Below are 18,975 nucleotides of genomic sequence, written 5' to 3' on the forward strand. Positions count from 1 at the left end.
TTCGAGTGACATTACCGTCAGTTATATATAAATATTTAATATGGATAGTCCTGAAACAGTTCAATTAGAAAATAATCAAAACGATGCGACCCTGGCTGAAGGATTAAAAGACAGTATACCCATTGTCATCAGCTATATCCCGGTAGCCTTTGCGTTCGGACTTAATGCCACCAAGTTAGGATTTACCCCGCTCGAAAGTCTATTTTTCTCCTGCATTATTTATGCTGGTGCCAGCCAGTTTGTTATTACGGCCTTGCTGGCGGCAGGCAGCTCTTTATGGGTTGCCGCCTTAACGGTTATGGCAATGGATGTGCGCCACGTCTTATATGGCCCTTCCCTGCGTCAACGAATGACTCGCCAGTTGAGTAAACCCAAAACTGCGATTTGGGCATTCGGCCTGACCGATGAGGTTTTTGCCGCCGCCACTGCGAAGCTGGTCCGCGATAACCGCCGCTGGAGCGAAAACTGGATGATCGGTATCGCCTTCAGCTCGTGGTTCTCATGGGTTTTAGGCACCGCGCTGGGTTCATGGTCGGGTAATGGCTTGCTGGATAATCTGCCCGCCGTTGAAGCGGCGTTAGGGTTTATGTTGCCTGCTCTGTTCATGAGTTTTCTGCTGGCGTCGTTCCAGCGGAAACAATCCTGGACGGTTACCGCATCGCTTGCGGGGGCACTGTTGGGCGTTACGCTTGTGTCCATTCCTGTAGCTATTCTTGCGGGGATTGTCTGTGGATGCCTGGCAGCATTGGTGCAGGCGTTTTATCAAGGAGAACCCGGATGAGTACACAAGTGCTTTTACTGGGTCTGCTGGTCGGGCTTGCCAACTATCTGTTTCGATATTTGCCTCTGCGCATCAGGGCAAATACCACTCGTCCGGCCAAACGAGGGGCGACGGGCGTGCTGCTCGACAGTATCGGAATCGCATCAATCTGCGCGTTGCTGGTAGTTTCGAGCGTGCCGGAGATCATGCACGACGCGCAGCGTCTGGTCCCAACGCTGATGGGCTTTATCATTCTCGGGCTGAGCTTTTATAAGACTCGTAGCATCATTATCCCGACACTATTAAGTGCTCTGGGTTATGGATTAACCTGGAAACTCATGATGGTGATATCAATCTGACGAATAAAAAAACGTATAAACAATACATTTACTTTATTTGTCACCATCGTTACTATATCGACCGCAACTAATGAGGTTATGCCAAAATGGATAGTTCGTTTACGCCCATTGAACAAATGCTAAAATTTCGCGCCAAACGCTACGAGGATTTCCCATACCAGGAAATTCTGCTGACGCGCCTGTGCATGCATATGCAAGGCAAGCTTTTGGAAAACCGCAATAAAATGCTGAAAGCTCAGGGGATTAACGAGACGCTATTTATGGCGTTGATCACTCTTGAATCGCAGGAAAATCATAGTATCCAGCCTTCAGAGTTGAGTTGTGCGTTAGGTTCATCTCGTACCAATGCAACCCGAATTGCCGATGAGTTAGAAAAGCGTGGCTGGATTGAGCGTCGTGAAAGCGATAACGATCGCCGCTGCCTGCATCTGCATTTGACCGAAAAAGGTCATGAATTCTTGCGTCAGGTATTACCACCGCAGCACCACTGCTTGCACGAACTGTGGTCCTCGCTGAGTGGTTCGGAAAAAGAGCAACTGGAAGACATTACCCGCAAACTGCTCACCCGCCTTGATGAAATGGATGAAAACCAGACTGTACTTGAAGCCGTGCGCTAAGAGCTGTCAACGCGTTCTATCGTAGTGCCCCAAAGAAAAAATACTGACAGGCCAGCAACTCACCTTGCTGGCCTGTTAGGTCTAACAGGTCGGCTCAGCCGATCACTATAATAAAAAAGTGTGGAGATAAGCATGAGCGCACATGCGGAGACTCAAACCCCGCAACAACCGGGCAATAAAAAAGGCAAACGTAAAGGTGCCTTGCTTATATTGACCTTGTTGTTTGTAATTATTGCTGTGGCATATGGGATTTATTGGTTTCTAGTGTTACGTCACTACGAAAATACGGATGATGCGTATGTGGCCGGTAATCAGGTGCAGATAATGGCCCAGGTTTCCGGAAGCGTAACCAAGGTTTGGGCAGATAATACCGACTTCGTTAAACAGGGCGATGTTTTGGTGACTCTGGACCAGGCTGACGCTGAGCAAGCTTTTGAACAAGCACAAACTGTGCTGGCTTCAAGCGTACGCCAGACTCGTCAGTTAATGATTAACAGTAAGCAATATCAGGCAAATATTGAGCTGCAAAAGACCTCTCTTGCTCAGGCTCAAAGTGACCTTAATCGCCGCGTGCCGTTGGGTAATGCTAACCTGATTGGCCGCGAAGAATTGCAACACGCCCGAGATGCCGTCGCATCGGCTCAAGCGCAACTGGATGTTGCTATTCAACAATTTAATGCCAATCAGGCAATGATCCTCGGAACAAAACTCGAAGAGCAGCCAAGTGTTAAACAAGCGGCTGCCGAGTTGCGTAACGCCTGGATGGCACTGCAACGGACGAAGATTGTCAGCCCAATGACCGGTTATGTTTCACGCCGTGTGGTGCAAGTGGGTGCGCAGATTAGCCCAACGACACCACTGATGGCTATTGTGCCTGCAAATGGCTTGTGGGTTGATGCAAACTTCAAAGAGACGCAGCTTGCGCATATGCGTATTGGCCAACCGGCGACGGTCGTCAGTGATATCTACGGCGACAAAGTCGAATACACCGGTAAAGTTGTGGGCCTTGATATGGGCACAGGGAGTGCATTCTCACTGCTGCCTGCACAAAACGCGACGGGTAACTGGATCAAAGTTGTTCAGCGCTTGCCGGTACGTATTGAACTGGATGCTAAGCAGCTTGAACAACATCCGCTGCGTATTGGGCTGTCCACGTTAGTGACGGTAGATACCAGTAACCGTGATGGCAGTATGTTGGCAAATGAAACGCGTAGCTCTCCAGTGTATGAAAGCAACGCGCGCGAGCTGAATCTTGCGCCCGTCAACGCGCTTATCAATAACATCATCCAGGCCAATGCGGGTTAACAAAGCGGAGCTTGTATGAAACAGCAAAAACCGCTGACGCCGCTGGAAGGTGCGCCACTGGTCATCATGACCATCGCCTTGTCATTGGCGACCTTTATGCAGGTGCTGGACTCCACCATCGCCAACGTGGCAATACCGACGATCGCCGGGAACCTTGGCTCATCACTGAGCCAGGGGACATGGGTGATTACGTCGTTTGGGGTGGCAAATGCCATCTCAATTCCAATCACCGGGTGGCTGGCAAAGCGCCTTGGTGAAGTGAAGTTGTTCATGTGGTCGACGATTCTGTTCGTGCTGGCTTCATGGGCTTGCGGCGTCTCTAAAAGTCTGGAGATGCTGATTTTCTTCCGCGTAATCCAGGGGATCGTTGCCGGACCGCTGATTCCACTCTCGCAGAGTCTACTGCTCAATAACTATCCCCCTGCGAAGCGAAGTATTGCGCTGGCGCTGTGGTCTATGACGGTTATTGTGGCGCCAATCTGTGGGCCTATTCTCGGCGGCTATATCAGTGATAACTATCACTGGGGCTGGATCTTCTTTATCAACGTGCCAATCGGTGCCGTGGTGGTGTTGCTGACACTGCAAACGCTGCGTGGCCGTGAGACGAAGACCGAGAACCGCCGTATCGACGCCATCGGGCTTGCCTTGCTGGTTGTTGGGATTGGTAGCCTGCAGATCATGCTCGACCGAGGTAAAGAGCTGGATTGGTTTAACTCAACGGAAGTCATCGTTTTGACCATCGTCGCGGTGGTGGCGATTAGCTTCTTGATTGTGTGGGAGCTAACCGACGATAACCCCATCGTTGATCTGTCGTTGTTTAAGTCGCGAAACTTTACCATCGGCTGTCTGTGTATCAGTCTCGCCTACATGCTCTACTTCGGCGCAATTGTTTTGCTGCCGCAGCTATTGCAGGAGGTATATGGCTATACGGCAACCTGGGCGGGTCTGGCATCGGCACCGGTTGGGGTTATTCCTGTCTTGTTATCGCCAATAATCGGGCGCTTTGCTCATAAGCTCGATATGCGACGGTTAGTGACGTTCAGCTTTATTATGTATGCGGTGTGTTTCTACTGGCGTGCATATACCTTCGAACCGGGAATGGATTTTGGCGCATCGGCCTGGCCGCAGTTTATTCAGGGCTTCGCCGTGGCATGCTTCTTTATGCCACTGACGACCATTACGCTTTCCGGGCTTCCACCTGAACGTATGGCGGCCGCGTCGAGTTTGTCTAACTTCACGCGAACCCTTGCAGGTTCGATTGGGACGTCAATCACCACGACGCTTTGGACTAATCGCGAAGCAATGCACCATGCGCAGTTAACGGAGTCCGTTTCGCCATTTAACCCGAACGCACAACAGATGTATTCGCAACTGGAAAATCTGGGAATGTCGCCGCAACAAGCCTCTGGCTATATTGCGCAGCAGATTACTAATCAAGGGCTGATTATTTCAGCCAATGAGATTTTCTGGATTTCAGCGGGAATATTTATTCTGCTTCTGGGGCTGGTTTGGTTTGCCAAACCACCGTTTGGTGCCGGTGGCGGCGGCGGTGGAGCGCACTAAGTCAGTCATATAAAAGGGGCCGATTGGCCCCTTTTGCTTAGCTTTTCCCGCCAGCTATCCGCTCAAATAAAAAGGGCCAATCAATATTGGCCCTCCAAATCATTCACGGAATAGTCACAGCTAGATGTGCAGTTCCTGAAGCTTCTCTTTCGGCAGCGCCAATTCTTCATTACTGTTAACGCTAACACCATGCTCAAGGATGTGGCGCGCGATATCCTGCGCTTCTTGCAGCGAGTGCATGTGGTAAGTCCCACACTGGTAAACGTTCAACTCTGGGATCTGGTTTTGCTCTTTCACCTTCAACACATCTTCCATTGCCGCTTTCCATGCATCAGCAACACGAGACTCTTCTGGCACGCCAATCAGGCTCATGTAGAAACCTGTGCGACAACCCATCGGTGAAATATCGATTATCTCTACGCCATTCCCATTCAGGTGATCGCGCATAAAACCAGCAAACAGGTGTTCAAGGGTATGAATCCCTTTTTCTGGCATCACTTCCTTGTTCGGGATGCAAAAACGCAGATCAAATACTGTGATAGTATCGCCATGGGGCGTATGCATTGTTTTGGCCACACGCACTGCTGGCGCGCCCATGCGGGTATGGTCAACGGTAAAGCTATCCAACAACGGCATCTGATCACCTCCGATAAGTGATTTTTTTAAAAATAAAATGAACCATTCTTTCCTGGGCGACTCTGAGTATATGAAAGACGCGCATTTATTATCATCATCCCTGATTCAGAGATGTATATTTTGGCCACATTGATTGTGGCCTTTTTCTTTTGTGCTAAGAGTGGCTTGCGAGCCAAACGTCGAACGGCTCAGTGTCTTTAGCTTCGATTTCCCGCTGACGTTGCCACGAAGCATCATGCTCCTTCTGCAAGTCATCTTCGGTCAAAATCTCTAACGGCTCTTGTATCAGCATCTGACGATACTTCTCTGCTAACGCAAGCCCTGTACCGCCAATGCCATTATCAATCATAGACCGAAGAATTCGCGCTGAGTACGTTAATTCCGGATTGTCGAAACTGGCGACCAATTGGTCACACACATCCTGATAATCGGTATTCCCTGCAATGCCATCCAGCGTTTCAGCAACACGACGCAAATCAGTGAACAAATCTTTCCCCACTTTTGCCAGCGGGTACTGCGCCGTTTCACAACCCATACCCAGCGTCAGGCCAGGCTTACGCCCTTCCAGAATCACACGATTCCAGTTTTTGCGGGTGCAAAGCAATTCATCACTGCTCATTTCAGGAGCGTCAGCAAGCACACACCAAATCATGAACAGGTCGAGGAAACGGACTTGCTGCTCATCAACACCGACCGGTGAGAACGGATTGATATCGAGTGAACGCACTTCGATATATTCAATCCCTCCGCGCATCAGGGCATCAGAAGGTGACTCCCCTTCCGCTGTGACGCGTTTAGGACGAATCGGGGCATAGAGTTCATTTTCAATTTGCAGCACGTTGGTGTTGATTTGCAGACGCTTACCGTCTTTCTCAACACCCATCTTTGCATACTCTTCCGATGGCGTTTTAATGGCACGTTTTAATCCGGCGACATAAGTTTCCAGATCGTTAAACGTAATGCCAAGATTGCTCTGGGATTTGTTGGTGTAACCCAAGTCACTCAGACGCAATGAAGTTGCGTATGGCAGGTAATTCATACCGCATTCGGTTTTTTCGAACGGCAGCGAGCTTTCTTTCCCTTGCAGGAAAGATGAGCAGATAGCCGGTGATGCACCGAACAAATACGGGATAACCCAGCCAAAACGGTAATAGTTACGAATAAGACGGAAGTAACCCGCAGAAATCGCTTCTTTACCGCTCAGTGCATCTTCTACACCCAGACGCGCCTGCCAAAACTCCAGCGGCAGCGAAAAGTTGTAGTGCACGCCAGAAATGGTTTGCATCAACGCGCCGTAGCGATTTTTCAATCCTTCACGGTATAGCGTTTTAAAACGCCCGTTGTTAGATGTACCGTACTGCGCCAACTCAATATTCTGACCATCGTCGATATAACACGGCATGCTTAGAGGCCACATGCGCTCTTCACCCAAATTACGGGCAACATGGCGATGGATATCGCGCATGAATGTCAGCATGTGGTCAATGTCGCCATCAACCGGAGTGATAAACTCAAGCAACGCTTCAGCGAAATCAGTTGTTATCCATTTGTGTGCCAGCGCTGAACCAAGGCATTCCGGATGACCTGTTGTCGCCAACTGACCATCTGGCGTGACTCTTAGCGTTTCACGCTCAAGACCACGACGAATACCTTTTACTGCCTGAGGATGCTGTTCCAGCCAGGCTAGCGCCTGTGATACGTTCGGGATCAAATTGACCTCCCGCATGTCGAATTCATTTTTATTAAGCATAATTGTTTTAGGTAGAGGTGATGATTATCACTCTACTCAATTAGTGCCACCACGCCATGCCTTGTACCGTTGCAGCCGCGACAACGATATAGCGTAGCGCTTTACCAAGGCATAAAAAAAAGATTACCGGTCCCCAGCTCATGCGTAATAAGCCGGCTAACAGGCACAGCAGATCGCCAATTAAAGGCATCCAACTGAGTAATAATGTTGCCGGGCCGAAACGAACCAGCCAGGCAGTTGCTTTTCCTTGCCAACGCGAGTGTTCTCGCAGTGGAAAAAAACGTCCCAGAATAACGTTAGTTAAGCCACCAAGGCTATTACCCATTGTTGCTATTAAAATGAGTAACCAGGTTGGCCCAGAGCCTGCGACTAATAGCGCGACCAGCACTGCTTCTGAACTTCCTGGGAGCAATGTTGCGCTAAGAAAACTACTGGTAAACAGTGATAAAAATGATAGCGCTTCACTCACAGCAAACGCACATCCACACCACCCATTCCAGCTGCGCGAGCAGCTTCCAGGCCAAAATCTGCATCTTCAAACACCACACATTTATTCGCTGCCACGCCCATTAATTCGGCGCACAGCAAAAATGTGTCGGGAGCAGGTTTGTGGTTTTTAACATGATCAGCCGCGACAACGGCTGAAAAATACTGGCGCAAGCCCAGGTGGTTCAGCAGCGCTTCGGCGATATCGCTTTCACTGCCGGTACCTACAGCCATAGGACGACGCCCATGCCAGGACTTAACGACTTCAATGAGAGGAAGCGGACGCACAGTATCAAGAAGCATAGCCCTTACGGCCAGCGTCTTTTCCTTCGCCAGATGGTGAGGGTCCAGGTCTGCATGATTGAGTTCGATAATCGCCTGCGCAATCCGCCAGGTTGGGGAGCCATTCAACGCAACCATTGCATTTTCGTCGAACTGCATGCCATAACCCGCCAGCGTCTCACGCCACGCCTTACGATGTGTTGGTTCGGTATCGAGGATGGTTCCGTCCATATCGAAAATCAGACCGTCGTAACGTTCGTACATCTCATCCCTCACATCGCTCAATATTGAGGGGTTACTTTATCGTAAACCAATAATATTGTCGCTTATTGTAATCGAGATAGTTAAGAAGGTGATTTATTGGTATGTAGGGTGTTACAGGAGAGTTTAAGTGTTGCTTTAGGGAAGATACGTTGGGGATGAAGATGGTGCACCCAGGAAGATTCGAACTTCCGACCGCTCGGTTCGTAGCCGAGTACTCTATCCAGCTGAGCTATGGGTGCATCGGGATGTTGCTTTACTGCGGTTCTCGTGAATATCGTTAAGACAATCAGAGAAAATATGGTGCATCCGGGAGGATTCGAACCTCCGACCGCTCGGTTCGTAGCCGAGTACTCTATCCAGCTGAGCTACGGATGCATCGGGATATTGCTTTACTGCGGTTCTCGTGAATATCGTTAAGATAATCAGAGAAAATATGGTGCATCCGGGAGGATTCGAACCTCCGACCGCTCGGTTCGTAGCCGAGTACTCTATCCAGCTGAGCTACGGATGCATCGGGTGTACTGCTTTTACTACTGATTTAATGTCACTCAACTTGACCGCAACATTAAAGAAGATGGTGCATCCGGGAGGATTCGAACCTCCGACCGCTCGGTTCGTAGCCGAGTACTCTATCCAGCTGAGCTACGGATGCAAAATGGCGGTGAGGCGGGGATTCGAACCCCGGATGCAGCTTTTGACCGCATACTCCCTTAGCAGGGGAGCGCCTTCAGCCTCTCGGCCACCTCACCACACGCCTCTTTCGAGTGCTTCAAGTTACTCGTTAGAGCTTCTCGTCGCTGCGTGGCGCACATATTACTTTCTGGCACTTATAAGTCAAACAATTTTTCCCAACTAATTTTCAATTGCACACTTCACACACAATTCGGGCAAATTGACGACAAAAAGAGTGTTTTATCAACAGACAAGATAGGGCTCATACGGATAAGTAAGCATTACGGCTGAATAAGCAATTACGGTTTTGACAGAAGATAAGTGAGGTATTGCGAGGTAAAGCGAAGAAAATGGTGCGCTAAAGGAAGCGTCTCGCTAGTAGATAGCGAGACGCAGTAACTTTAGTAACTCGTTTGTTGCGATTTTTCAGCCTGGATACGTTGGTAGATCTCTTCACGGTGTACAGAAACTTCCTTCGGGGCGTTAACACCAATACGAACTTGGTTACCTTTTACCCCAAGTACTGTCACGGTCACCTCATCCCCAATCATGAGGGTCTCACCAACTCGACGAGTTAGAATCAGCATTCTTTGCTCCTTGAAAGATTAAAAGAGTCGGGTCTCTCTGTATCCCGGCGTTCTCCATCATATACGACAAAAAGTAAGTAGCTACAAACACATAAAGTGTCACTAACCACAACATTACATTCTGTTATGAATAAGTCTAGCCGATATACGCAACTTTAACCTGACTTTATCATTATTGAGTGTGTGCAAATTTAAGAAGACGCTATCCCCTGAATGAGAAATAGCGTCTATCTGCACTTTATTTTTTTACTTAGAGCTTAGCCGAGACCCAAGCTTCAATACCGGCCAGTGCGCCCGGCAATGCTGCAGCATCCGTACCACCCGCCTGGGCCATATCTGGACGACCGCCCCCTTTGCCACCGACTTGCTGAGCGATAACACCAATCAGTTCTCCCGCCTTCACGCGGTCGGTCACATCTTTAGAGACACCTGCAATCAGAGAAACCTTACCTTCTGATACAGTCGCCAGAACGATAATTGCCGAACCGAGCTGATTTTTCAGGTCATCGACCATAGTACGCAGCATCTTCGGTTCAACGTTGGCGAGTTCACTCACGAGGAGTTTAACGCCCTTCACATCGACAGCTTTGCTGGAAAGGTTTGCACTCTCCTGCACTGCCTGCTGTTCTTTCAACTGCTGCAACTCTTTTTCAAGCTGACGAGTACGTTCCAGAACCGAACGCACTTTCTCATTCAGATTCTGGCTATCGCCTTTGAGCAGTTGAGCAATATCCTGAAGCTGTTCACTCTGAGCATGCAGATTTGCCAGCGCACCTTCGCCAGTAACGGCTTCAATACGGCGCACACCCGCAGCTGTACCGGATTCTGCAACGATACGGAACAGGCCGATATCGCCAGTGCGGCTCGCGTGAATACCACCACACAATTCGGTAGAGAAATCACCCATGCTCAGAACACGCACGTGGTCATCATATTTCTCACCAAACAGAGCCATTGCACCTTTAGCTTTAGCCGATTCCAAATCCATTACATTGGTTTCGATAGGCAAGTTGCGACGAATCTGGGCGTTGACGATATCTTCAACTGCGCGAATTTCAGTCGGTTTCATACCTTCAAAATGCGAGAAGTCGAAACGCAGGCCTTTGTCGTTAACCAGAGAACCTTTCTGCGCAACATGCGTGCCCAGAACCTGGCGCAGTGCGGCGTGCAGCAAGTGAGTTGCGGAGTGGTTCAGACGAATGCGTGAACGACGCGCTTCATCAACTTCAGCTTTTACGCTGTCGCCTACTTTCACAACACCCGAGACGACTTTGCCCAGATGACCGATTGCCTGGCCATACTTCTGCGTATCACTTACGGCAAAGTCCACACAGTTGCCTTTGATTGCGCCTTTGTCACCAACCTGGCCACCAGATTCTGCATAGAATGGTGTTTCATTGAGCACCACAACAGCGTCCTGGCCTGCAGTCACTTGTTCAACGGCTTTACCATCAACAAACAGTGCGGTGACTTTAGCGTTCAAATCAGTGTGATCATAACCTTTGAAAGCGGTAGCTGAGTCTACGCGGATCATGCTGTTGTAGTCAGCGCCAAAACCGCTGGACTCACGTGCACGACGGCGTTGTTCTTCCATCGCAGCTTCAAAACCAGACTCGTCTACTTTCAGGTTACGCTCACGGCAAACATCAGCAGTCAGATCCACCGGGAAACCGTAAGTGTCGTACAGACGGAAAGCCGTTTCACCGTCCAGCGTATCGCCCTTCAGTTTCGCAAGTTCTTCATCCAACAGCGCTAAACCACGCTCAAGTGTACGAGCAAACTGTTCTTCTTCAGTTTTCAGAACCTGTTCAACCAGTGCTTGCTGACGTTGCAGCTCTTCACCCGCCGCACCCATGACGTCAACCAATGGGCCAACCAGTTTGTAGAAGAAGGTTTCTTTAGCACCCAGCATATTGCCGTGGCGAATTGCACGACGAATGATACGGCGCAGCACGTAGCCACGACCTTCATTGGACGGCGTCACACCATCAGCAACCAGGAATGCGCAAGAACGAATATGGTCAGCGATTACACGCAGCGATTTGCTGGTCAGATCGGTTGCGCCAGTGACTTTGGCAACAGACTTAATCAGTTGGCTGAACAGATCGATTTCGTAGTTGGAGTTAACGTGCTGCAGAACAGCTGCAATGCGCTCCAGACCCATACCAGTATCAACAGACGGCTTAGGCAATGGCAACATGGTGCCATCTTGCTGACGGTTGAACTGCATGAATACGATGTTCCAGATTTCGATATAACGGTCGCCATCTTCTTCAGCGCTACCCGGAGGTCCGCCCCAAATATGGTCGCCATGGTCGAAGAAGATTTCGGTGCATGGGCCGCATGGGCCAGTGTCACCCATCTGCCAGAAGTTATCAGATGCGTAAGCTGCACCTTTGTTATCACCGATGCGAATAATACGTTCGCGCGGGACACCAACTTCTTTTTCCCAGATTTCAAACGCTTCGTCGTCAGTCTCGTAAACCGTGACCCACAAACGATCTTTTGGCAGGTTAAACCACTGTTCGCCGGTCAATAATTCCCATGCGAAGTTGATGGCATCGTGTTTGAAATAGTCACCGAAGCTGAAGTTACCCAGCATTTCAAAGAAAGTGTGGTGACGTGCAGTGTAACCGACGTTCTCCAGATCGTTGTGCTTACCACCGGCGCGGACACAACGTTGAGACGTTGTTGCACGGGAATAGTTACGCTTGTCGAGACCAAGGAATACATCCTTGAATTGATTCATCCCGGCATTGGTAAACAGCAAAGTAGGATCGTTATTCGGAACCAGGGAGCTACTCGCTACAACCTGGTGACCTTTACTATGGAAAAAATCGAGAAACGCCTGACGGATCTCAGCGGTGCTCTTGCTCATAATTATCCTGAAATCAAGCTAACGAGGAGTTGCAAACCTGACATAGCCAATTTTAATGCTTTGGCCTTGACCTGTTTACCTGGAAAAAGTGGGAATAAGATAAGTTTTCTTATCAGGGAAGTAAAATTTCTCTTGTGCCTAATCGGTAAAATTTCAGGGGTTGCTCCGTATATACCCAAAATAATCGGAGTTGCATCACTAAAACGCCAAAGGTGTTTTAGAACAGCGCTTGCTCTGGCCCCAACGGGCGAAGCCGCAGGTCGAGTAACGGGGCAAACTCATTAATACCCAGGAGCTTAAGTGACTGGGGTAAGTGAGTGCAGCCAATGCAGATGCAGCTTCAAGTATGACGGGTATAAACGCTCTGGATATCTTCCATAAAGAACCCACGGTACAGCAGAAAACGCTGCACTTTAGCTCGTTCTTTCCATTCTGTAGGAAGTTGCTCACCAAATTTTCGCTCGGCGATTTCTCGAGCCATCTCTTGCCAGTCGATTTCACAATTGAACATTGCGGTTTCACTCGTATCGCGGGCAATGCCTTTGCTCTGTAATTCCTGGCGGATACGCTGCGGGCCATATCCTTTACGGGCACGGCTAGCAATGAAGCGTGACGCAAACTGCGCATCGTCCAGCCAATGGTGTTCATAACACCAGGCAATGACTTTTTCGATATCTTCTGGCGTGAAAGGATCTTCCTCAGATTTCGGCTTTCCAGGGAAAGTGGGTTGTGCGGACAGTTTACGGCGGAGTTCTTGTTCGCTGTGATCGCGCATCGCGAGGATACGAGTCGTTTTATCCAGCAAACGGGAGTAAGGGCTGCGACGAGGAGTAGAATCAGGCATAGCAGATAACCTGTTTGAGAGAAAAGTGGGGGAGCGCTGATATACGTATGAGCAATATTAACAAGGGCTGCCGTGGCAGCCCTTGTTGGGATTTAGAAGTCTTCGTTGGTTTCTGCGACGTCTTTGTCGTGATCGTCAACGACGAAATCTGGCGTACCGTCCTGATTGTTCAGCAGCATCTCGCGGAGTTTCTTCTCGATTTCCACGGACATCGGCTTGTTCTCTTTCAGGAAGTTACTGGCATTTGATTTACCCTGGCCAATCTTCTCACCGTTGTAACTGTACCAGGCGCCCGCTTTTTCAATCAGCTTGTGTTTCACGCCCAAATCAACCAGCTCACCGTAGAAGTTGATACCTTCGCCGTACATAATCTGGAATTCAGCTTGTTTAAACGGTGCAGCAATTTTGTTTTTGACCACTTTAACGCGGGTTTCACTACCCACCACGTTGTCGCCATCTTTAACCGCACCAATACGGCGGATATCAAGGCGGACAGAAGCGTAGAACTTCAGTGCGTTACCACCCGTAGTGGTTTCTGGGTTACCGAACATCACACCAATTTTCATACGAATCTGGTTAATGAAGATCAACAGCGTGTTCGACTGCTTGAGGTTACCCGCCAGTTTACGCATTGCCTGGCTCATCATACGTGCCGCAAGGCCCATATGAGAGTCACCGATTTCGCCTTCAATTTCAGCTTTCGGCGTCAGAGCGGCAACGGAGTCAACCACGATAACGTCAACGGCACCAGAACGTGCCAGCGCATCACAGATTTCCAGAGCTTGCTCGCCAGTATCAGGCTGGGAACACAGCAGGTTGTCGATATCGACGCCCAATTTTTTAGCGTAAATCGGATCCAGAGCATGCTCGGCATCGATAAACGCACATGTTTTACCTTCACGTTGAGCGGCGGCGATAACTTGCAAAGTCAACGTCGTTTTACCAGAAGATTCTGGTCCGTAGATTTCAACGATACGCCCCATTGGTAAGCCACCGGCTCCCAGAGCAATATCCAGTGAAAGTGAACCGGTAGAGATCGTTTCCACATCCATGGTACGGTCTTCACCCAGACGCATGATGGAGCCTTTACCGAATTGTTTTTCAATTTGGCCAAGTGCTGCCGCTAACGCCTTCTGTTTGTTTTCGTCGATAGCCATTTTTACTCCTGTCATGCAGGGTGATACACGAGTGCGCCACGCTGCTTACTATGCTGTTTTGTTGTGCCAATTATACTGTATGGTCATACAGTATCAAGCTTATTTTTGAGAAATTCTTCCCACAGGGTTTGCAGCGCATATTCAGTGGCCTGACGGCGAACGGCATCACGGTCACCGTCAAAAAGTTGATGGCGAGCGACAGTGCCATCAAGCTTTGAACTGAAACCAAACCACACAGTGCCAACAGGTTTTTCTTCGCTGCCACCATTTGGCCCCGCGATACCACTGACGGCAATCGCGTAATCTGCAGAAGCCGCATATAACGCCCCCTGCGCCATTTCACGCACCACAGCTTCGCTCACCGCGCCGTGGGTTTCTAGCGTGCCATTATCAACACCAATCATTTGGTGCTTAGCCTCATTACTGTAGGTAACAAAGCCGCGTTCAAACCAGGCGGAGCTACCTGAAACATCAGTAATCACCTTCGCAATCCAGCCGCCGGTGCAAGATTCCACCGTTGTGACGGTGGCTCCAAGTTGCCCAAGCGCCTCGCCCAACTGGTGGCTTAATTGACGCAATGTTTTCTCTGTCATACTGGCTCCGATTGTAGACATATCGCTGGGTGACACGATAGCACTTAACGACACTTTCAGAGGATTACATTAAATAACGCGAGGCGCTTCCAGAGAATAAAACGGCCAGCGAATGCTGGCCGACGACATCATTTCATGCTGTTGGCGATAGCTTCCACGTTATGCTTGAAAGCCATCTCGTAAGTGCTCGCGGGGCCGCTCGCGTCGGAAAGTGCCTCAGGGTACAACTCTCCACCCGGTTGTGCGCCACTTGCTGCTGCGATTTGTTTTACCAGACGAGGGTCCGTCTGGTTCTCAATAAAGTAAGTTTTGATGTGCTGACTTTTGAGCAGTTTAATGAGCCCTGCAACATCACTGGCATTCGCTTCAGCTTCGGTCGAGAAGCCCACGGGCGCCAGGAAAGTCACACCATATTGCTGGCCAAAATAACCGAATGCATCGTGGCTGGTAAGCACTTTACGGTGCGATTTGGGAATAGATTCAAAGCGTGTTTTTGCCCAGCTATCTAATAATTTCAGGCGCGTGACATACTCGGTGCCGCTGTCCTTTATTGCAGTGGCATCTTGAGGGTCCGCCGCTATCAGAGCCTTCATAATATTTTGTGCGTAGACTGCCCCATTTTCAGCACTGTTCCAGGCATGCGGGTCAGTAATTTGTTTACCATCATCGATCATACTGCGCGTGGAGATACCATCAGAGGCAACAATGATTTTGCCTTTATAACCTGAAGCACGCACCAGGCGGTCCATCCACCCTTCCATTCCCAACCCGCTTACGATTACCACATCAGCCTGGCTTAACGCCACGCTGTCTTGCGGCGATGGCTCAAAGCTATGTGGATCGCCGTTTGGCCCCACCAGGCTTTTTACCGTGACATGTTCACCGCCGACTTGTTTTGCCATATCGGCGAGCACCGTGAAACTTGTCACCACATTGAGGTTCTTCGCTAATGCCGCCTGGCTGGAACAAGCCAACACCAATGACATCATCATCCCAAAACGTTTCATTTAATCCCCTTGCTTGTTGTTATCCAGCCTCGACACAGGCTTCGAGCCAGCCCGCTGCGCGAACCGAAAATGATTGAGATAAAGAAGCCAACGCTCGCCGTCAGAACAATAGCAGGCCCTGCGGGTAGCGCGGCTGCAAAGGACCATGCCAGCCCAACCCATGCCGACAACAAACCACAGGCAACCGCAATGAATATCGCGCCGGGCAGAGTTTTCGCCCAGCAGCGCGCTGACACCGCCGGTAACATCATCAGTCCGACAGACATCAACGTGCCGAGAATTTGAAATCCAGCGACAAGGTTAAGCACCAGCAGCGCGAGAAACACGCCGTGAATAAGATGTGGAGCGAAGCGGTTATTGACCTGTAAAAAGCTGCGGTCGAAGGTTTCCATCACCAGTCCGCGATAAAAAGCCGCCAGAATGAGTAACGTCACGCTGGCAATCACGCCGACAAAGATCGTTGCCTGACCATCGACAGCCAGGATTGAGCCAAATAAAAGGTGCAACAGGTCAACACTGGAACCACGGAGCGAAATGAGCGTGACGCCTAACGCCAGCGAGCCAAGATAGAATCCCGCGAAACTGGCATCTTCTTTAAGTTGGGTCCGAGAGCTCACCAGTCCGGAAATTAATGCAACCAGCACGCCCGCGACAAAGCCGCCGATACCCATCGCAACCAGTGACATTCCCGCCAATAAATAGCCCACTGCCACGCCAGGTAGGATAGCGTGGGAAAGCGCATCGCCAACCAGACTCATACGTCTTAGCAGCAAAAAGATCCCCAGCGGAGCGGTACTCAGTGAGAGTGCCAGGCATGCGACAAGCGCACGGCGCATAAAACCGTAATTGATAAACGGCTCAAAGAAGAAGTGATAAATCATGCGGATAACACCAGATGAGTACCAAATTGCGAATAGCGAGGTAACACTTCAGCAGTCTTTCCCCAATGGAAATGATCTTGTGCGAGCAATAACACCTGTGGGAAATGCCTGCTGACGCGTTCGTTATCATGCAGCACTGCCAGGACCGTTTGGCCTGTCTGATGCATTTGGCAGATTAGCGACATCAGGAAATCGCTGGTTTGCGAGTCGACTCCGGTAAACGGCTCATCAAGTAGAACCAATGGCGCGTTTTGCACCAGTAAACGTGCGAACAGCATTCTCTGAAACTGGCCACCAGAAAGCATTTCAATAGGCTGTTTGCTGTAGGCGCTCAAACCCACTCGCTCGATGGCATCAGCTATCCGCAGGCGGTTTTGGCGATTCAAGGCTGAAAACAGATTGCGGGCCGGCCACGCCCCCATACACACCACATCGTAAACTGTGGCAGGAAACTGTCTTTCCATTTCAGCAAGTTGTGGCAACCAGGCAATACGCGGGACGATACCGTCGGTAAACCGCAGCTGCCCCGACACCGGTGCCTGTAATTTCAGCAGCGTTTTGAGTAACGTCGATTTCCCTGTGCCGTTCGCACCAATAATGGCGGTCATACTCCCTTTTGCAATCTGACCCGTTAGTGCCGGTGTCACCGCCCTTCCCTGATATCCCAGCACCAATTGATTTAGCGTGATCATGCCAGTGCAATCGCCCAATGAATGGCCAGCCATAAACCGGCGAGCAGGATTAAGACGGCGCAAAACCGAACTGGCGCAGCCACAGTTAAAAGTGTCCGTAAAGGGAGCATTGCGGGGTAAACCCTTCAATTTGATTTGTTATAACATAACATAAATTAAATTGAAGACGATGTAAATTCCTGATCGACGATCAGGAAAAACCTTCATGACAAGTACCGGGGAAAGTAGACCCCGCCTCAGAACAAGGCGGGGAAAAGATTACTGAACGCGGGCCAGCGCTACAGCCTGACCTAACTGCCAGACAGCCATTGCATAATGCGTGCTGTGGTTATAACGGGTGATGGTGTAAAAGTTCGGTAAACCGTACCAGTACTGATAACGATCACCCATATCCAGGCGCAGCAAACTGGCTTCCTGATGGTTCCCCAGAGAAGCGGTCGGGCTTAAGCCTGATTCCGCCAGCGCGGAAACGGAGTACTTAGTCTTAAAGCCGTTTGCTAATCCCGGCACCTGGCCGTTAGCAGGAACAGCAACCAAATCACCTTTCACCCAACCGTGGCCTTTGAAATAATTTGCCACGCTGCCAATCGCGTCTTCGGGATCCCACAAATTCACATGGCCGTCGCCGTTGAAATCAACCGCGTATTCCTTGAATGCCGTAGGCATAAACTGACCGTAACCCATCGCCCCAGCAAAAGATCCTTTCAGCGCCAGCGGATCGTCACCTTCTTTGCGCGCCATCAGCAGGAAGGTTTCCAGTTCGCCAGAGAAGTATTGAGCACGGCGCGGATATGCGAAGGATAATGTCGCCAGAGCATCGATGATGCGTGTTTTGCCCATTACGCGACCCCAGCGAGTTTCCACGCCGATAATCCCAACAATGATTTCAGGAGGAACGCCGTAAACCTGGAAAGCCCGTTTCAACGCATCATCATATTGATTCCAGAACGCGACACCATTTTGCACATTATCCGGCGTGATAAATTTGCCACGATAGCGTAACCATGCGCCATTCGGGCCCGGAGGCGGCGCAGTTGTCGGTGCCTGTTGGTCCATTAAACGCAGCACATAATCCAACCTTTTGGCTTGAGACAGCACCTCATGCAATTGTTGACGGTCAAAACCATGCTCACTCACCATTTTATTGATGAATTTCTCAGCTTCAGGATTATTGGCAAAATCCCCCGTCTGCATAAACACATCATGCTGTGGCTGCAACAAGAAACCACCCGAAGGCGTGCCTGTTTGCTGTTGCTGAGTTTCAGTTTTCGGTTTACTGCTACACGCGGCAAGGAAAACAACAAGTGGAAGTAACGCGGCGGAGTAACGCATGTGTTGGGATGTCCATATGACTGACGACGAATGAGTATTCCTTATGGTAAATCAAATTTGTGCTTCTGAAAAAGAAGTCTGTTCTGCGGGAGATTATCGGTGTACATGATGGCAAAGGCTGACAAGGCAGCCATAAACGCAAGCTATTAAATATATGAACAAAAAAGGATGACTTGCCGTCGATGGCGACGTTTCCTCATAACCTCTACACTCCTGTCTCACCCTCCAAAACAGCTCCTGCACTTTAATGCCTTCGGGCAGAGGAATGCTCTTTGCCATTTTTGGACGGAGATAATCGCTAACCATCGCC

General features: G+C 49.9%; 18 protein-coding genes and 5 tRNA genes. 5 read left to right on the top strand and 18 right to left on the bottom strand.

The features are described from left to right. The first annotated feature begins 40 nt into the window (after window positions 1-40). The 5 genes from BSPA111_RS06640 to emrB all read left to right on the top strand — a co-directional run bounded on the left by BSPA111_RS06640 (window position 41) and on the right by emrB (window position 4,604). Window positions 41-781, top strand: coding sequence for an AzlC family ABC transporter permease (locus BSPA111_RS06640; RefSeq protein ID WP_183270398.1), 741 nt, complete (start codon window positions 41-43; stop codon window positions 779-781). After that, the gene (gene ygaH / locus BSPA111_RS06645; protein ID WP_183270399.1) at window positions 778-1,119 is read left to right on the top strand and encodes an L-valine transporter subunit YgaH; all 342 of its coding nucleotides are present in this window, start codon (window positions 778-780) and stop codon (window positions 1,117-1,119) included. Before BSPA111_RS06640 ends, ygaH begins: the two co-directional genes overlap by 4 nt. A gap of 86 nt (window positions 1,120-1,205) precedes the next feature. Beyond that, complete coding sequence (mprA, locus tag BSPA111_RS06650) at window positions 1,206-1,736, top strand: transcriptional repressor MprA (protein WP_183270400.1); 531 nt, start codon at window positions 1,206-1,208, stop codon at window positions 1,734-1,736. A gap of 132 nt (window positions 1,737-1,868) precedes the next feature. Continuing rightward, window positions 1,869-3,041 carry a multidrug efflux MFS transporter periplasmic adaptor subunit EmrA gene (emrA, locus tag BSPA111_RS06655; RefSeq protein ID WP_183270401.1) on the top strand — a complete coding sequence of 391 codons (1,173 nt, stop codon included), beginning with the start codon at window positions 1,869-1,871 and terminating at the stop codon, window positions 3,039-3,041. A 15-nt stretch (window positions 3,042-3,056) separates the two neighbouring features. Continuing rightward, complete coding sequence (emrB, locus tag BSPA111_RS06660) at window positions 3,057-4,604, top strand: multidrug efflux MFS transporter permease subunit EmrB (RefSeq protein ID WP_183270402.1); 1,548 nt, start codon at window positions 3,057-3,059, stop codon at window positions 4,602-4,604. A 120-nt stretch (window positions 4,605-4,724) separates the two neighbouring features. Here the strand turns inward: emrB and luxS are convergent, their stop codons facing one another. The 18 genes from luxS to mltB all read right to left on the bottom strand — a co-directional run bounded on the left by luxS (window position 4,725) and on the right by mltB (window position 18,665). Next, a complete protein-coding gene (gene luxS, locus BSPA111_RS06665; protein WP_183270403.1) occupies window positions 4,725-5,240 on the bottom strand; it encodes an S-ribosylhomocysteine lyase in 516 nt (171 codons plus the stop codon). 154 nt (window positions 5,241-5,394) lie between these two features. Next, window positions 5,395-6,951, bottom strand: a complete 1,557-nt coding sequence (gene gshA / locus BSPA111_RS06670) for a glutamate--cysteine ligase (protein ID WP_183270864.1) — start codon at window positions 6,949-6,951, stop codon at window positions 5,395-5,397. A 79-nt stretch (window positions 6,952-7,030) separates the two neighbouring features. Beyond that, window positions 7,031-7,459 carry a YqaA family protein gene (locus BSPA111_RS06675; protein WP_183270404.1) on the bottom strand — a complete coding sequence of 143 codons (429 nt, stop codon included), beginning with the start codon at window positions 7,457-7,459 and terminating at the stop codon, window positions 7,031-7,033. Beyond that, window positions 7,456-8,022, bottom strand: coding sequence for a fructose-1-phosphate/6-phosphogluconate phosphatase (yqaB, locus tag BSPA111_RS06680; RefSeq protein ID WP_183270405.1), 567 nt, complete (start codon window positions 8,020-8,022; stop codon window positions 7,456-7,458). Before yqaB ends, BSPA111_RS06675 begins: the two co-directional genes overlap by 4 nt. Window positions 8,023-8,184: 162 nt before the next feature. Further along, window positions 8,185-8,261: transfer RNA gene (locus BSPA111_RS06685), tRNA-Arg, on the bottom strand. Between the two features lie 59 nt (window positions 8,262-8,320). Continuing rightward, window positions 8,321-8,397, bottom strand: a tRNA-Arg gene (locus BSPA111_RS06690). Between the two features lie 59 nt (window positions 8,398-8,456). Next, window positions 8,457-8,533: transfer RNA gene (locus BSPA111_RS06695), tRNA-Arg, on the bottom strand. A gap of 64 nt (window positions 8,534-8,597) precedes the next feature. Continuing rightward, window positions 8,598-8,674, bottom strand: a tRNA-Arg gene (locus BSPA111_RS06700). Between the two features lie 4 nt (window positions 8,675-8,678). Continuing rightward, window positions 8,679-8,771, bottom strand: a tRNA-Ser gene (locus BSPA111_RS06705). Window positions 8,772-9,095: 324 nt separating this feature from the next. After that, window positions 9,096-9,281, bottom strand: a complete 186-nt coding sequence (csrA, locus tag BSPA111_RS06710) for a carbon storage regulator CsrA (RefSeq protein ID WP_013574027.1) — start codon at window positions 9,279-9,281, stop codon at window positions 9,096-9,098. A 250-nt stretch (window positions 9,282-9,531) separates the two neighbouring features. Next, on the bottom strand, window positions 9,532-12,159 hold the full coding sequence (alaS, locus tag BSPA111_RS06715) for an alanine--tRNA ligase (RefSeq protein WP_183270406.1): 2,628 nt from the start codon (window positions 12,157-12,159) through the stop codon (window positions 9,532-9,534). Window positions 12,160-12,499: 340 nt separating this feature from the next. Beyond that, window positions 12,500-13,003: a regulatory protein RecX gene (locus tag BSPA111_RS06720; protein WP_183270407.1), complete on the bottom strand. Its 504-nt coding sequence runs from the start codon at window positions 13,001-13,003 to the stop codon at window positions 12,500-12,502. 92 nt (window positions 13,004-13,095) lie between these two features. Continuing rightward, on the bottom strand, window positions 13,096-14,160 hold the full coding sequence (gene recA, locus BSPA111_RS06725) for a recombinase RecA (protein WP_183270408.1): 1,065 nt from the start codon (window positions 14,158-14,160) through the stop codon (window positions 13,096-13,098). A gap of 83 nt (window positions 14,161-14,243) precedes the next feature. Next, window positions 14,244-14,753 carry a nicotinamide-nucleotide amidase gene (gene pncC / locus BSPA111_RS06730; RefSeq protein ID WP_183270409.1) on the bottom strand — a complete coding sequence of 170 codons (510 nt, stop codon included), beginning with the start codon at window positions 14,751-14,753 and terminating at the stop codon, window positions 14,244-14,246. Between the two features lie 128 nt (window positions 14,754-14,881). Beyond that, the gene (locus tag BSPA111_RS06735; protein ID WP_183270410.1) at window positions 14,882-15,760 is read right to left on the bottom strand and encodes a metal ABC transporter substrate-binding protein; all 879 of its coding nucleotides are present in this window, start codon (window positions 15,758-15,760) and stop codon (window positions 14,882-14,884) included. After that, entirely contained in the window at window positions 15,757-16,641 is an 885-nt protein-coding gene (locus BSPA111_RS06740; protein WP_183270411.1) for a metal ABC transporter permease, read from the bottom strand. The genes BSPA111_RS06735 and BSPA111_RS06740 overlap by 4 nt, the downstream gene beginning before the upstream one ends. Further along, window positions 16,638-17,333, bottom strand: coding sequence for a metal ABC transporter ATP-binding protein (locus BSPA111_RS06745; RefSeq protein ID WP_183270412.1), 696 nt, complete (start codon window positions 17,331-17,333; stop codon window positions 16,638-16,640). The genes BSPA111_RS06740 and BSPA111_RS06745 overlap by 4 nt, the downstream gene beginning before the upstream one ends. A 258-nt stretch (window positions 17,334-17,591) precedes the next feature. After that, the gene (gene mltB / locus BSPA111_RS06750) at window positions 17,592-18,665 is read right to left on the bottom strand and encodes a lytic murein transglycosylase B (protein WP_183270413.1); all 1,074 of its coding nucleotides are present in this window, start codon (window positions 18,663-18,665) and stop codon (window positions 17,592-17,594) included. Window positions 18,666-18,975 lie beyond the last annotated feature (310 nt).

Source organism: Buttiauxella sp. A111 (genome assembly GCF_014189855.1).
Lineage (GTDB): Bacteria > Pseudomonadota > Gammaproteobacteria > Enterobacterales > Enterobacteriaceae > Buttiauxella > Buttiauxella selenatireducens.

What these genes read in the sequence shown, in the direction of transcription:
- pncC (WP_183270409.1), bottom strand. Translation starts at nt 14,753, where the DNA reads ATGACAGAGAAAACATTGCGTCAATTAAGCCACCAGTTGGGCGAGGCG.
- mltB (WP_183270413.1), bottom strand. Translation starts at nt 18,665, where the DNA reads ATGCGTTACTCCGCCGCGTTACTTCCACTTGTTGTTTTCCTTGCCGCG.
- BSPA111_RS06720 (WP_183270407.1), bottom strand. Translation starts at nt 13,003, where the DNA reads ATGCCTGATTCTACTCCTCGTCGCAGCCCTTACTCCCGTTTGCTGGAT.
- BSPA111_RS06735 (WP_183270410.1), bottom strand. Translation starts at nt 15,760, where the DNA reads ATGAAACGTTTTGGGATGATGATGTCATTGGTGTTGGCTTGTTCCAGC.
- emrB (WP_183270402.1), top strand. Translation starts at nt 3,057, where the DNA reads ATGAAACAGCAAAAACCGCTGACGCCGCTGGAAGGTGCGCCACTGGTC.
- ygaH (WP_183270399.1), top strand. Translation starts at nt 778, where the DNA reads ATGAGTACACAAGTGCTTTTACTGGGTCTGCTGGTCGGGCTTGCCAAC.
- emrA (WP_183270401.1), top strand. Translation starts at nt 1,869, where the DNA reads ATGAGCGCACATGCGGAGACTCAAACCCCGCAACAACCGGGCAATAAA.
- csrA (WP_013574027.1), bottom strand. Translation starts at nt 9,281, where the DNA reads ATGCTGATTCTAACTCGTCGAGTTGGTGAGACCCTCATGATTGGGGAT.
- mprA (WP_183270400.1), top strand. Translation starts at nt 1,206, where the DNA reads ATGGATAGTTCGTTTACGCCCATTGAACAAATGCTAAAATTTCGCGCC.
- luxS (WP_183270403.1), bottom strand. Translation starts at nt 5,240, where the DNA reads ATGCCGTTGTTGGATAGCTTTACCGTTGACCATACCCGCATGGGCGCG.
- yqaB (WP_183270405.1), bottom strand. Translation starts at nt 8,022, where the DNA reads ATGTACGAACGTTACGACGGTCTGATTTTCGATATGGACGGAACCATC.
- BSPA111_RS06740 (WP_183270411.1), bottom strand. Translation starts at nt 16,641, where the DNA reads ATGATTTATCACTTCTTCTTTGAGCCGTTTATCAATTACGGTTTTATG.
- BSPA111_RS06640 (WP_183270398.1), top strand. Translation starts at nt 41, where the DNA reads ATGGATAGTCCTGAAACAGTTCAATTAGAAAATAATCAAAACGATGCG.
- BSPA111_RS06745 (WP_183270412.1), bottom strand. Translation starts at nt 17,333, where the DNA reads ATGATCACGCTAAATCAATTGGTGCTGGGATATCAGGGAAGGGCGGTG.
- recA (WP_183270408.1), bottom strand. Translation starts at nt 14,160, where the DNA reads ATGGCTATCGACGAAAACAAACAGAAGGCGTTAGCGGCAGCACTTGGC.
- alaS (WP_183270406.1), bottom strand. Translation starts at nt 12,159, where the DNA reads ATGAGCAAGAGCACCGCTGAGATCCGTCAGGCGTTTCTCGATTTTTTC.